A 13,378-nucleotide genomic window follows, 5' to 3' on the forward strand; every position below is an offset into this window, starting at 1 on the left:
GGCGAGTCCAGGTGTTCCACGATCTGACGCCGCCTCCTGCGCTCGGCCGCCCGCGGGCGACACCGCGGGTGGGTCCTTCGCAGCCTGCCGAAGGCGGGTTGTGCACGTCAATGGGACATCCATTGCCACGCGCATGCCAGTCCCGCAGGTCCCCACCGGACGAGCGGGCGGGGCCGGGTCAGGTGACCGGGCGCGCTCGTGCGGGCGCCGGCCGCAATGACGGAACGGCCCGGTTCCGAGGCCCGTGGGGCCCCCGGAACCGGGCCGTCCCTGTGCCGTCAGACGTGGTGCCCGGAGATCGGCGCGGTCAGCTCGCGACCGAGATCGACAGGAGCAGGCGGTCGGCGAACGCGAGCGCGTCGTCGGCGTCCAGCCGGCCGCGGGGGACGACCGCCGCCCGCTGGTCCGACGTCAGTCCACCCCACACGCCGTGCTCCTCCTGCCGGAAGATCGCGGTGGCCAGGCACGGCCGCTGGACGGGGCAGCTCGAGCAGATCTTGCGCGCCCGGGACTCGGCCGCGGCGCGGGCCTTGGTGTTGCGGCCGTCCGGCGGGAAGAAGGCGTCCGGGTCGCCGTCACGGCAGCCGGCATCCTGGCGCCAGTACGCGGGCCAGCCAGCGCCGAACGGCTGCGGCGGCAGGTCGCGACCGGGAAGAACGGGTACGCCGGCGCTCATCGTGCGCCGCCGCAGGTGAACAGGCATGCGGTGGGACGGGAGCTGGGTCCGGCAACATTTCCGGCGGATAGCGCACTGAGCTGACTGGGCATACCGTCTCCTGCTGACGTTGCAAAGGCGGACACGTTGCTTTGCAGACCACCAAATCCGGCGTAACGCGACACCCCAGACAGGCAGGTCAACTTGGTGGGAGGTGAGAAGCCCCCGTGTGCTCTGGGATGGCATCCGTAGGCGGTGCCATTTACCTGGCTGCCAGTTCGGCCCCGCCTGGAAACGATCCCGTCTCGCCTCGTTAACCGAGGAACGTAGACGTCTCTCGACCGGATAGCAAGGGTTCCGGAACGCGTACGTCCGGAGGCCGCGGACGAGGGTCGGAAGGGCGTTCGGGGCGTCGGTGGCGGCCGCCGGGCGGGGTCGGCGGGCGGCCGACCCGAGCGGTAAATGATCTTCCGTCTCATGGGCGGGGGCCGACGGTGTCGGCACGGAAGTGTTGTTGGACAGCGCAAACGTGTGATTCGAAGATCGCTGTCGGGAGTCCGACACGGGGAGCGGGAATCGTCGACCGCGGGCTGGGGGTCGGCTGCCGGGCGCGGTTGTCGGCGTGGTCGACGGGCGGCCGCGGGCGTGGGTAGCCCCGTCCGGCGGGCCCCCGCGGGAGGGTCTCGGGTCAGAAATGTGTCGAGAACCACATCTGTCGCCGGGGGTTGTGGCGAGCGGATGCGGCCCCGTTCGGGGTAGCGGCATCGGGCCGCCATGCCCGCGGGAACGGCCCCACAAGGCAAACGCCGCCGCCGTGGCAGACGTGAACCGGCGTCGGTGGAGCCGAAGAATGTGACTGTGTTATTCCCCACGCCGGGTAGGAAGTCCGGCGGCCGACCATGCGTGGTACCCGCCGATGACGTCGGTCGCGCGGTGGAGTCCGAGCTGGCGTAGCGCGTCGGCCGCGAGGCTGGACGTGTACCCCTCCGAGCAGATGACGATGACCTGGAGATCGTCGCCGGTCGCGATCGGCAGCCGCGCGTCGCTGGTCGGATCGAACCGCCACTCCAGCACGTTGCGTTCGACGATCAGCGCGTCCGGGATCTCGCCCTCCTCCGCCCGCTGGGCCGCGGGGCGGATGTCGACGAGGACGCTGTCCTCGCCGGCGGACAGCGCCCGGGCCGCCTCGGCGGGCTCCAGGCGTCGAAGCCGGGACCGTGCCGCCGCGAGGATCGCGTCGATCCGGCTCCCTCCAGCGTCGCCCGCCCCGGCGCCGGTGCGCTCAGTGGTCATCGCGTGGTGCCCGCGCCGACGGGCGGCCAGGCCGCGAGGGTTGGCGGGAGCTGTGCCTGGACACCCACCCGCGGGGCCGGCTGGACGCCGCCGGCGGCGAGCGGCGGGCTGTAGCGCAGTGGCAGTTCCGGCGGGGAGTAGGCGTGGATCGTCGTCGCGGGCACGTCGGCCCGATTGGCGACGCGGTGCACGTGTGCGGCGCCGAAACCGGCTGACGGGCCGGTCACGTGTTCGCGTATCCCGGTGAGCGCCCAGTCACGGTCAAACTGGTCTTCTTCGACGCATCCCTCGACAACGGTGAGTGCCCCGAGGGCGCCGCCGTGGTCGTGAACCTCCGTCTGCTGACCCGGGTACCAGCCGATCAGCCAGACCTCGACCGTCGCCGAGAGCAGCAGCCGGGTGTACCAGCGCCGGTCGGCGGTGTGGCGGATCACCGGCCGCCAGACGTCGGTCCGGGTGGCGAGCTCGGCGGTCAGGCGCCGCAGCGCGGGCAGCTCGATCCGCCCCGGCTCGTCGCTGAGGCACTGTGCCGGCAGGCCCGGCTCGGGGTGGCGGGCCGGCCCGGTCAGCAGCGCCGGGTGGAGAAGAGGCACGAGTACTCCCAGATGGACGAGCGCCAGGTCGTGGCCCGGCGGATCTGAGCCGGTTCTGATCGGAGCGGTCGGGTGCGGCTGGCGTGGCCGGGAAACCAGGCGGGGTCAGGGGTCCTGGTGGGCGAGGCACCGCCGGCGCCCGTGCCCGCCGGCGGTGGCCGACACCGGCCCGCGCACGCGGACCTCGGCTACCGGAGGCGGCGTCGCGGTGCCTGGCCGGCGGTGCACCCGGGCGGGCCAGGTGCACGGAGTCGCTCGCGCTGGACGGGTGGGCGGCCCGTCATCGCGGACCCCGGGTCGCGCGAACGGTCGGGTGACGCACCGGTTCGGCGGCCGAGACGGCCCCCAGTGGCGTCGCCGGCAGACTGGCCAGGCACCGGGGCGTACTGCCGGCTGGCTCAGCCGCGGACGGAGGGCGTCGCGGCCGGCGATCGCCCTGGGCTCGACGCCCCACCGCCCTACCGCGCGGCGCCCGATGTTCTCGCCTCAGATCGGTGACGGCCGGTGTGGCCTCAGCGCGCGTCCGGCCGGTTACCAGCGCCGCGGAACCTCAGAGTCGACCGGTACAGGCCGCGCTGACGGCCAGACCAAGGTCCGTCACGCGGTCGCGGTGCAGAAGGAGGCGCGGTACTGCCATGGCCAGCAGTGTACGACCTCCGCCGGCCCGTGCGTGGCCCATGCGGCGCGGACGTCCTGGCCAGACGGCGGACGCGGCGGTCCGGGAGGGGTGTTCCGCCGGACAATTGGGGTGGATATCCTGCGAGCGGATTGATCACGTCGTTGGCTGGATGCCGTCCCGGGGGCCCGGTCCAGCGGCCGGGCGGCGCGGCAGGAGGCACCAACCATGACCGATGTCGATGTCGACGCCCTCGCGGATCTGCGGGTCCGCCTGTCGGCGCAGGTCGACGAGGTGGCCGCGGTGCAGTCGCGGATGCAGGGCCTGCTGGACGCGGTGGTCGGCGTCGCCCAGGAACTCAGTCTGCCGGTCACCCTGCGCCGCATCGCCGAGGCCGCGAGCAACCTCGTGGACGCGGCGTACGGCGCCCTCGGCGTCCTCGGTGAGGGCGGGGAGATCACGGAGTTGTTCCACGTCGGTTTCCCCGACGACGTGCCGGCGCTGATCGGCCGGCTGCCGCAGGGGCGCGGGCTGATCGGGCACAGCCTGCGCGACCCACGGCCGCTGCGGGTGGCCGACGTGGCGGGCCATCCGGCCGCCGTCGGTTTCCCCGCCGGACATCCCCGGTTCGACACGTTCCTCAACGTCTCGATCATGGTGCGCGGGGAGTCGTTCGGGTCTCTGTTCCTCGGTGCGAAGCGCGGCGGCGGGGAGTTCACCCGCGAGGACGAGAACCTGGCGTGCGCCCTGGCCGCCGCGGTCGGGTTCGCCATCGAGAACGCCCGGCTCTATGAGGCGGCGCGGCGCCGGCAGGCCTGGCTGCACGCCAGCGCGGAGATCACCACGGCGCTGCTGTCGGTGGCCGACCCCCAGGAGGCCCTCGGCCTGGTGGCCCGCCGGGCCCGGCAGGTGACCGCCGCCCGGCTGGCCGCGATCCTCGTGCCCGACGGCGACGCCGACGACCTCGTGGTCGGCGTGATCGACGGTGCGGGGGAGGAGGCGCTGCGCGGCCGGACGCTGCACCGCGACGAACGGCTGCTGGAGGCCATGCGCACCGGCCGGGCCCTGCTGGTCGGCGCGGATCCCCCCGGCAGCCCGCTGTTCGGCGCGGACGGGGCCGATCCGCCGGTCGAACTCGCCATGGTGGTGCCGCTGATGGCGGGCGGACGGGCGCTGGGCATTCTCATCCTCGGTGCGGAGGGCTCGTCGGAGAGCTTCAACGGCCCGGACCTGGAGATGGCGGCGGCGTTCGCCGGCCAGGCGGCCCTGTCGCTGGAACTCGCCCGGATCCACCGCGACCGCGAGCGCCTGGCGGTGTTCGAGGAGCGGGACCGGATTGCCCGGGACCTGCACGACGTGGTGATCCAGCGGCTGTTCGCGACGGGCCTGCAGTTGCAGAGCCTGGCCCGGTCGGTCGGCGGGACGGCCACGGGGCGGCTGCACGTCGCCGCGGACGAACTCGACCAGACGATCGCCGACATCCGCCAGACGATCTTCTCGCTCACCTCGGTGGACGCGGATGGCGCGGATCTCGCGGCCGAGATCCGCGGGATAGCCGCCCAGACGGAGCGCGCCCTGGGGATCAGCCCGCAGATCCGCGTCGACGGCCCGATCGAGCGGCGGGTGCCCGCGGCGATCCGGCCGCACATGCTCGCCGCCCTGCGGGAGGCGCTGTCGAACATCGCCCGGCACGCCCGGGCGACCCGCATCGACGTGCTGCTGCGGGTCACCGGCGTGGACGTGCTCGTCGAGGTCCGTGACGACGGCTGCGGTCCGGGTGGCGCCTCGCGCAGCAGCGGGCTGACGAACCTGCGCCGCCGCGCGGTCGACCTCGGCGGCCGGATGGGGTTCGGGCCCGGTGAGAACGGCATCGGCACGACCGTGACCTGGCAGGTCCCGCTGATCACCCCACCGGCGGCGCTGCGTGTCCTGTCCCCGTCGGATTTCCCGCCCGCGGGGTGAAGCCCGCCGACGGGGTGGTCAGGAATTCAGCCGGGTGGCGAAGACGGCGGCCTGCGTGCGACTTTCCAGACCCAGTTTGGCGAGCATGCTGGAGACGTAGTTCTTCACCGTCTTCTCGGCGAGGAACATCCGGTTGGCAATCTGCCGGTTCGTCAGCCCTTCGGCGATCAGTCGCAGGATGCGGCGTTCCTGATCGGTGAGGCCGGCGAGCCGCTCGTCCTCCGCGGGGCCCTCCCGCAGACGCACCAGCACCCGCGGCGTCACCGCCGGATCCAGCAGCGACTTGCCCGCCGCGACCTGGCGCACGGCGTCCACCAGCGCATTGCCGCGGATCTGCTTGAGTACGTAACCGGCCGCGCCGGCCATGATGGCGGTGAACAACGCCTCCTCGTCGTCGAAGGACGTGAGGATGAGACAGGCGATCGTGGGGTCCACCGAGCGCACCTGGCGGCAGACCTCGATGCCGCTGCCGTTCTCCAGGCGCGCGTCGAGAACCGCGACATTCGGCCGCAGCGCGATGATCCGGTCCATTGCCTCGTCGGCCCGGCCCGCCTCGCCGACGACCTCCAGATCGGGTTCCTCGGTCAGCAGATCCCGCAGCCCGCGACGTACTACCTCGTGGTCGTCAAGAAGGAACACTCTGATGGTTCCGGTGGGCGTCGCGGCGATAGCCGCGTCACCGACGCCGGAACCGTCCGCCAGTTCGTCTGACACCGTTGACTCCGCCCGACCGCACTGTCGTAAGAAGACCGTCGCTGATTGTCACGTGCAGCAAGCAGACTATAACGCTCGCGGTGCGCTGCTCAGGTTGGCTTGACCCGGCGGACACGCCCGGCGGCCGCACTGGTGCGCGGCGGCGTGCCGACTGGTCCGCCTACGGTGCCCCCCGGAACGAGCGTCCACAAACGGCCGGCACCATCGCACCGGCAATGAGGTAGTCATGCAACTGCCATCTGTAGTTCCCCGATAATGGTGACGCCCTCGCGGCGGAAATCCACGCCGGAAGTCGGCGAGGACCCGTGGCCGGGCGACACGCACGACGTACGCGGTGATCCGTGCCGTCGCCGTGGCCGAGCCGATCGGACACTCTCCTGGCGTCCGCCAATCATGTCCTGACTCGTCACCGTTTGCGGCGTTATGTCATCGGTGTGTCGAATCGCACCCCGATGCGGAACGCATCAGGTCGGTCCGCCACAATGCGGTCCTCACCTGCCGCCGCGGACCTGCGGGCCGGCGCGGGTGATGGACGGGGGCGCACCGGTGCCAGTCGGACCGCAATGCCTGGAGTGTGTGATGGAGAGGACGAGCGCCCGTGCGATGGGGTAAGAGCGACCACCCGGTACCCATGACGGTGGGGGCGAGGATCGCCACGCTGCTGGCCGCGCAGACCGAAGCGGCCCAGGCCGAGGCCGTGGCGACCGGGGCCGTGGACGGCGGAACCGTGGATGCCGGGGCCGCGCCGAGCGCTGGCGAGGTGGTCAGCCGCTCGTGGACGCTGACCGAGAACGTGGCGTCGACCGGGACCGCCTACCGGGTGTCGGCGTCGGTCGTGACGCACGTCGCCGGCACACCCGCGGCGCACGCTGACGCGGGCGAGCTTGACCCACCCGCCGCCGACCTGACCCTGTCCTACCAGGAGCTGGTCCGCTTCCGGACGGCTCTGGCCGGCGCCGGGTTCGTGGTCGAGGACGTCCTCGAGGGCTGGCGCACCGTCGCCCTCGACGTCGCCCCCGCAGCGCAGGCTCCGGCAGCGGCTCCGGCGGCGAAGCGCAAGGGAGACCGCACGCCGTCGGTCCCGGCCGTACCAGCCGAGGCCGCCCCGGACAGCGTGCTCGGCCCGCTCGATGGCGCGCCGACCGAGGGGGTCGCCGAAACTGAGCCGGCCGCGCCGACCGAGGCCGTCGCGTCGAGCGAGCCGGCCGCACCGAGCGAGCCGGCCGCACCGAGCGAGCCGGCCGCCGCGACGGAGGCGGCGCCCGCGTCGACAGCGCCGCCCGTGGAAGGTACCGAGCCGAGCCTCGAGGCGCCCGCCGCTACCGATCCGCAGGCCCCGGCCGCCGACGCGGGGGCCGCGGTGGAGGACACCGCGGCCGTGGGAGACACTGCAGCGGACACCTCGGTCACCATGACCGGCGTCACCGAGTCGGAGGCGACGGCGGACACCCGGACCATCGAGGGCACGGCTGGCGCCGCGGGCTCAGGTGGTCCCGTGGACGCCGGTGGTTCCGTGGACGCCGGTAGTGCGGTGGACGCCGGTAGTGCGGTGGACGCCGGTAGTGCGGTGGACGCCGGTAGTGCGGTGGACGCCGGTAGTGCCGTGGACGCCGGTAGTGCCGTGGACGCCGGTAGTGCCGTGGACCCGGCTGGCGCTGAGGGTTCGGTTGAGGCCAGGGAGCAGGCCGGTGGCGCGAAGGCCCTGAAGGGGCGCAGGCGGCACCCGGAAGGTGACGTGACTCGTCCGCGGGGACGTCGTGGCCTGCTCGGTCGCCGCCGTGAGCCCGCCGCCGTGGCCGCCGCCGCGGTGGCTGACACCACGCCGGCACCCGCCGTGGACGCGTCCCCGGCAGACGACGGCGGGGCGGAAAGCAGGGATGCCGCCGCCTCCTGACGGGGTCGGTTCCGCGTGAGCGATCCCCGGACGGACGGGTAACCGTCCGCCCGGGGACCGTCGGTCCTCGCTCCGCCAGCCGCCGACTTTCGGTACCCGGGATGACCGTGCGTGGTCGGTGCCGGCTCGGACGAGCATGTCCGGGTGTCTCCATAGTCGCTCTGTACGGGCAAAACGGACGGGAAACCGTACAGAGGGACCACCGTCGTCCCTCTGTCACGCGGACAAGGACCAAACGGGCGGTCGGCCGGTTCGGTCGGTGACCGTGTCCGCTGGAGAGGGCCGGCGACGACGCACCCGCTCGCGGGTGGGTACGGCCGGGTGCGTCCGGTCGCGCGGGTGATCGCGGGCGGTGCGCTGGTCAGGGGTGGCCGGCGGGCACCGGTTCGGCGGTTGCGGTGGCGTCGACGTCGGGCAGCCGGTTGCGGCAGAGCAGCGCGGTCAGCCCGGCGGACAGGCCGGCGGCCGCGGGGACGACCAGGCCCAGTCGGGCGCCACCGTGGTCGATCAGCCGGCCGGCCAGCGGCGAGCCGACGGACAGGCCGCTGGCCACTGCCATCGTGAGCCAGGCGAATCCCTCGGTGCGCGCGCGTGCGGGCACCAGGCGCACCATCATCGCGTTGACGCCGATCATGGTGGGTGCCGCGGTGGCGCCGGCCAGCAGGGCCAGCGGGATCATCGCCGCCACCGTCACCCCGGCGAGGGGGAGCGCAAAGCCGCCCGCCAGCAGCGCGACCGATCGCAGTAGCCGCTCGCGCAGCGGGCGGCGCTGCGGGCGGGCGCCGCCGAGCAGGCCGGCCACCCCCGAGCCGGTGGCGAACAGGCCGAGTAGCAGCCCGCCCAGAGCGGCGAGGCCCTGCTCCCGGGCGAAGGCGACCATGGACACGTCCAGGCCGCCGAAGCCGATGCCGATCGCAAAGACGATCGCGACCAGCGTGCGGGCGTCCGCCCGGCGCATGATCCGTTCCGGTGCGGCGGTGGTTGCCGGGCGGGGGCCCGGGTCGGTGCGGCGCTGCGTGACGAGGCCCAGCACGCCGACGGTGAGCAGCGCCGCCGAGGCCATCAGGCCACCGGCGGGCGCGACGAGGGTGACCAGCGTCGTCACCAGGGTCGGACCCAGGATGAAGACCAGCTCGTCGATGGCTGCCTCCAGCGCGAACGCCGTGGGCAGCAGGGTGGAGCCGGCCAGCAGCACGCTCCACCTGGCCCGCGCGCAACTGCCCACCGGTGGCAGCGTCCCGCCGGCGACCACCGCCGCGGCGAACCACAGCGGACGCGGCACGCCCGTCCATACGGCCGCCAGCAGCGCGGCCACCCCCACCAGGTGGCCGCCCAGGGCGGCGAGCAGCACGCGGGCCTGGCCGTACCGGTCCAGGGCGCGACCGATCCGTGGCGCGCACGCCGCCTCGCTGAGCGCCCCCGCGGCGGCGACCGCGCCGCCGACCGCATACGAGCCGGATCTGTCCTGGACGAACAGGACCGTTCCCAGCGCGTGCATCGCGATGGGAAGGCGTCCGACGAAGGCCGCGGGAAGGAAACGGGCGGCACCGGGGGTCGCCAGGGTCCGCCGGTAGAGGCTGCCGGTGGTGGTTCCGGCCGGCTCCGGCGCATCCGCACCGGAACGGGGTGCCGCGGTGGCGGTGGTGGGCGCGGCAAGGGGCGGCGGCGGGGACAGGTCGGACATGGCCGGCCCAGCGTGCCCCGGCGCGCCGCCGGATGCCAAGGGAATATGCGCAGCTCAGGAGTGACGTTGGCGATGCGCGGCGGCTGTCAGTAGCCGCGTCGGTGCCGGGCGTTCGTCGAGGCGCCGGTGCCGCGGATCCACCGGTGCTGCGGCACGCGGCTGCCCGCGGCGGGACCGGCGGCCCGCAGCTGGCGGATGAACGGCGCGACCAGCAGCGCCCCGACGATGAATCCGACGACGTGGGCGCCATAGGCGACGGCCCCGCCGTCGGCCACCCCGATACCGGTGAAATAGACGTACTGGAGGGCGAACCAGAACCCGAGGACTATCCAGGCGGGCAACCAGAACGGCAGGAAGAAAAGAATGCTGACCAGGCCGATGACCCGGGCCTTCGGGAACAGTACGAGATAGGCACCGAGAACCCCGGCCACGGCGCCCGAGGCGCCGATCAGGGTGCTCGGTGAACCGCTCTCGAAGTAGGCGAACCCGTAGGTCGCCGCGTACCCGCAGACCAGGTAGAACAGCAGGTAGAGCAGTCTGCCCATCCGGTCCTCGACGTTGTTGCCGAAGACGCCGAGAAACAGCATGTTGCCAATCAGGTGCAGCCAGCTTCCGTGCAGGAACATCGCAGTCAGCGCGGACAGCACCGGGATCTTGCGGAAGCTGGCCGGCGACTGCGCGAGGCAGCCCGGGTTACCGTCCTGGTCCACCCCGATGTGGCCGGAGTTCACGGTCTGCAGCGGTGTGTTGTGGGCCAGCTCGCGGGGAATCGCTCCCCATTCCTGAAAGAAGCGCTGCTGCTGGCACACGTTCTTTTCCGGCGACGTCCCGATCCCGGCAACCGAACTCACCACGGGCTCGAAGAACACGAAGATCACGACGTTGACGGCGATCAGCAGCCAGGTCATGAGCGGCCGGCGGCTCAGCGGGTTGATGTCGTGAATCGGGATGACCACGGTGACCATCCTGCCCGGTCAGCCCGGCGCCGCTGCGGCCGGGCCGGTGCGGGACGGCGCCGTGGTGGGCGCGGAGCCCGGACGGGCGGTCTCGCCATCCGCGCGGGCCATACGCGACAGTGGAGGCGTGACCACCCGGATTCCCCCAGCCCGACCCACCGGCCTACCCCCCGGCGCCGCGCTGCCGGCCGCCCCGGCCGCCCCGGCGGGTCCGGGCGGCGACCTCGTGGCGCGCGACCGCCGCGTCGTCTGGCATCCCTACGCCCCGGCAGCGGCCACCACGCCGCTGTTCGGCGTGGATTCGGCCAGCGGGGTCCGCCTGCGGCTGACGGACGGGCGCGAGCTGATCGACGGGATGTCGTCGTGGTGGGCGGCCATCCACGGGTACCGCCACCCCGTGCTCGACGAGGCGGCCCGCGCGCAGCTCGGGTCGATGTCGCACGTGATGTTCGGCGGACTGACCCACGAGCCGGCCGTGCGCCTCGCCGAGACGCTGGTGGCGATCACCCCGGAGCCGCTGCGGCGGGTGTTCCTGTGCGACTCCGGGTCCGTCGCCGTCGAGGTGGCGATCAAGATGGCGCTGCAGTACTGGATGGGCCGGGGCCGGCCGGAACGCACGAGGCTGCTGACGATTCGCCGCGGCTATCACGGCGACACCTCCGGCGCGATGGCCGTGTGCGATCCCGACGCCGGGATGCACCACCTGTTCAGCCAGCTGCTGCCGCGGCACCTGTTCGCCGCGGCGCCGGACTGCGCCTACGACGAGCCGTGCGAGGACACCCATGTCGCCGCGTTCGAGGGGCTGCTCGCCCGGCACGCCCACGAGGTCGCGGCGGTGATCCTCGAACCGGTGGTGCAGGGCACCGGCGCGATGCGCTTCTACGCACCTGGCTGGCTCGCGCGGGTCCGCGAGCTGTGTGACCGCTATGGCGTCCTGCTCATCGCCGACGAGATCGCGGTCGGCTTCGGCCGGTCGGGGGAGCTGTTCGGCTGCGACCACGCCGGCGTCGCGCCCGACATCATGTGCCTGGGCAAGGCGCTGACCGGCGGCTACCTGTCGATGGCCGCGACGCTGTGCACCGACGAGGTGGCCGACGGCGTGTCCGACTCGCCGGCCGGCGCGTTCATGCACGGTCCGACGTTCATGGGCAATCCGCTGGCCAGCGCGGTCGCGAACGCGAGTGTCGAGCTGCTGCTGGCCTCGCCGTGGCGGGCGCGGGTCGCGGAGATCTCCGCGGGTCTGCGCGCGGGGCTGGCCCCGGCGGCGGACCTGCCGGGCGTCGCCGACGTGCGGGTGCTCGGGGCGATCGGGGTCATCGAGACGCGCGAGCTGGTCGACCTGAACGTGATCCAGCCGTTGCTGGTGGAGCTCGGCGTGTGGGTGCGGCCGTTCGGCCGGCTGGTGTACACGATGCCCCCGTTCGTCATGGCGCCCGCCGACGTCGCCACGTTGACGGGGGCGATGGTCGAGGCGGTCGCCCGGACGACCGGGTCCTGACCGGCCGGGCCCCCAGGTTGACGGGCCCCCGGTTGGCCTGGTCCTCCGGTTGGCCTGGTCCCCGGCTGGTCCGCTGGCCGGCCTCCGGTGGTCCCGGACGCGGAGCCAGTGCGGATCCCGGGCGTGTCGTCTGTGGTCTCTCGGCGGTGTCGGTCGTCCGACGGTGCCTGGGTCGCACGTCCGGGACGGCTTTCGAAGCTCCATTCGTCGTCGCAGGTCAGGTGCCATTTCTGGAACGGCCGGCGGGCGGTCAATGCGACTCACCTGCCGACGCGGAGCAGATTGACGCGCCATTGCGCCGGTTGCGAATCTCCCGAACGCCTTCGTACTCTTCGTTCTCGATGATTCACTGTGAGTAGCAATGCTGAAGGTGGGATTCACCGGGCGGTTCCGGCTGGCTACGGCGGCCGCGGACGAGAACGAGGAAGGCCATCCGCCGATGCCGTTACGCATGCGCGTTCCACTCCGCGCGGGTTCGGTTCTGCTGGGTGTCGCCCGTGGCGTACGGCGGCGGCTGTCGAGGGTGACGAGATGGTCGCGCACGGCGCTGGTCCGCCGGCGGCGGACCGACGGCAGGCCCGCCGATCCGGCGCGGGCCCCGCGCAGCCGACCCGGCCGGCGTGGCGGTCCGCCCGGCGCGCCGCGCACCGGCCACGGCCACCGGCGCGGCCCGCGGTCACGAGTCCGGGCGAGAGCCGGGCCGCACGGCGAGGACGGCGAGATCACGGGCCTCGTGCCGACCCAGGCCGTCGACGGCCCGCCGCCGCGGCGGCTCGCGGGCCTGGAACGCGCTGGCCTCGCCGGCCTTGCCGGCGGCGAGCCGGAGCCGGCCAGGACCCTCGACCCCCACACCCGGCTGCTCGCGCCATGGGTCGACGTGGCCGTGGCCGGGGCGGCGGCGCCCGTGGTCCCCTACCGGTCCGCGGGCGCCTGCGGCGCCGCCACGGCCGGGCGGCTGCGGGCACGTGTCGGGCGGGGCTGGCAGGGCTGGCCGCTGTGGCGGGCACCGGTCCCCGTCGTGCGTCGGATCGTGCTGGTCACGCTGGGCTGGCTGGGGCTGTGCTCGGTGGCGCTGTTCGAGCTTCCGCCGCGGTGGGCGGACGTGGTCGCGTTCGCCGCGTTCACCGGCCTCGGCTCGGTCGCGGTCATCCTGTCCGGGCGCCTCGACGCCGATCTCGCCGTCGCCCGGGCGCCCCGACGCGACCTGCTGGCGACCTGGGTCGTCGCCGTCGCCGTGCTGTCGCCCGCGCTGTACCCGACCGTGATCGGTCTGCCGCTGTGCTGGCTGGCCGGGCGCACCGACCCCGTCCGCCCCCCGCACCTGCGGGTGTTCCACGCCGCGCGGCTGGGCATCGCCGGGTTCTGCGCATCCAGTGCGCATGTGCTGGCCAGTGGGATCTCGGGGCCCTTCGGCATCCGGGACCTGGTCGGCACCCCCCGCGCCGCGGCGGCGCTGCTGGCGGCGATCACCGTGTACACGGTGATCGCCGCCAGCAGCGCCGCCGCGGCGCGG

At 73.5% G+C, this 13,378-nt stretch carries 9 protein-coding genes and 1 pseudogene; 4 read left to right on the forward strand and 6 right to left on the reverse strand.

What is annotated here, in order from left to right; all coding sequences use genetic code 11:
• Positions 1-307: 307 nt before the first annotated feature.
• From MXD60_RS17755 to MXD60_RS17765, 3 genes are all read right to left on the reverse strand, one after another.
• Positions 308-676, reverse strand: a complete 369-nt coding sequence (locus tag MXD60_RS17755) for a WhiB family transcriptional regulator (RefSeq protein WP_248820431.1) — start codon at positions 674-676, stop codon at positions 308-310.
• An 840-nt stretch (positions 677-1,516) separates the two neighbouring features.
• Positions 1,517-1,948, reverse strand: coding sequence for a rhodanese-like domain-containing protein (locus MXD60_RS17760; RefSeq protein ID WP_248820432.1), 432 nt, complete (start codon positions 1,946-1,948; stop codon positions 1,517-1,519).
• On the reverse strand, positions 1,945-2,541 hold the full coding sequence (locus MXD60_RS17765) for a cysteine dioxygenase (RefSeq protein WP_248820433.1): 597 nt from the start codon (positions 2,539-2,541) through the stop codon (positions 1,945-1,947). The genes MXD60_RS17760 and MXD60_RS17765 overlap by 4 nt, the downstream gene beginning before the upstream one ends.
• A gap of 844 nt (positions 2,542-3,385) precedes the next feature.
• On the opposite strand from MXD60_RS17765, the gene MXD60_RS17770 reads away from it, so the two are divergent.
• The gene (locus tag MXD60_RS17770; protein ID WP_248820434.1) at positions 3,386-5,119 is read left to right on the forward strand and encodes a sensor histidine kinase; all 1,734 of its coding nucleotides are present in this window, start codon (positions 3,386-3,388) and stop codon (positions 5,117-5,119) included.
• Between the two features lie 18 nt (positions 5,120-5,137).
• Here MXD60_RS17770 and MXD60_RS17775 read toward each other — a convergent pair whose 3' ends face one another.
• Positions 5,138-5,833, reverse strand: coding sequence for a response regulator (locus MXD60_RS17775; protein WP_518468175.1), 696 nt, complete (start codon positions 5,831-5,833; stop codon positions 5,138-5,140).
• A gap of 631 nt (positions 5,834-6,464) precedes the next feature.
• Between MXD60_RS17775 and MXD60_RS17780 the strand changes: the two genes are divergently transcribed.
• Entirely contained in the window at positions 6,465-7,727 is a 1,263-nt protein-coding gene (locus tag MXD60_RS17780; protein ID WP_248820435.1) for a hypothetical protein, read from the forward strand.
• A gap of 361 nt (positions 7,728-8,088) precedes the next feature.
• Here MXD60_RS17780 and MXD60_RS17785 read toward each other — a convergent pair whose 3' ends face one another.
• Both MXD60_RS17785 and MXD60_RS17790 read right to left on the reverse strand, forming a co-directional pair.
• Positions 8,089-9,411, reverse strand: a complete 1,323-nt coding sequence (locus tag MXD60_RS17785; RefSeq protein ID WP_248820436.1) for an MFS transporter — start codon at positions 9,409-9,411, stop codon at positions 8,089-8,091.
• A gap of 86 nt (positions 9,412-9,497) precedes the next feature.
• Positions 9,498-10,367 carry a rhomboid family intramembrane serine protease gene (locus tag MXD60_RS17790; protein ID WP_248820437.1) on the reverse strand — a complete coding sequence of 290 codons (870 nt, stop codon included), beginning with the start codon at positions 10,365-10,367 and terminating at the stop codon, positions 9,498-9,500.
• Between the two features lie 181 nt (positions 10,368-10,548).
• Here MXD60_RS17790 and bioA point away from each other — a divergent pair, with 181 nt between their 5' ends.
• Both bioA and MXD60_RS17800 read left to right on the forward strand, forming a co-directional pair.
• Positions 10,549-11,865, forward strand: coding sequence for an adenosylmethionine--8-amino-7-oxononanoate transaminase (gene bioA, locus MXD60_RS17795; protein ID WP_248820444.1), 1,317 nt, complete (start codon positions 10,549-10,551; stop codon positions 11,863-11,865).
• 361 nt (positions 11,866-12,226) lie between these two features.
• Positions 12,227-13,378, forward strand: a pseudogene (locus MXD60_RS17800) (hypothetical protein); the annotation flags it as partial.

This window comes from Frankia sp. AgB32 (assembly GCF_023243045.1).
In the GTDB taxonomy this organism is placed as follows: domain Bacteria; phylum Actinomycetota; class Actinomycetes; order Frankiales; family Frankiaceae; genus Frankia.

What these genes read in the sequence shown, in the direction of transcription:
- MXD60_RS17755 (WP_248820431.1), bottom strand. Translation starts at nt 676, where the DNA reads ATGAGCGCCGGCGTACCCGTTCTTCCCGGTCGCGACCTGCCGCCGCAG.
- MXD60_RS17760 (WP_248820432.1), bottom strand. Translation starts at nt 1,948, where the DNA reads ATGACCACTGAGCGCACCGGCGCCGGGGCGGGCGACGCTGGAGGGAGC.
- MXD60_RS17785 (WP_248820436.1), bottom strand. Translation starts at nt 9,411, where the DNA reads ATGTCCGACCTGTCCCCGCCGCCGCCCCTTGCCGCGCCCACCACCGCC.
- MXD60_RS17770 (WP_248820434.1), top strand. Translation starts at nt 3,386, where the DNA reads ATGACCGATGTCGATGTCGACGCCCTCGCGGATCTGCGGGTCCGCCTG.
- MXD60_RS17780 (WP_248820435.1), top strand. Translation starts at nt 6,465, where the DNA reads ATGACGGTGGGGGCGAGGATCGCCACGCTGCTGGCCGCGCAGACCGAA.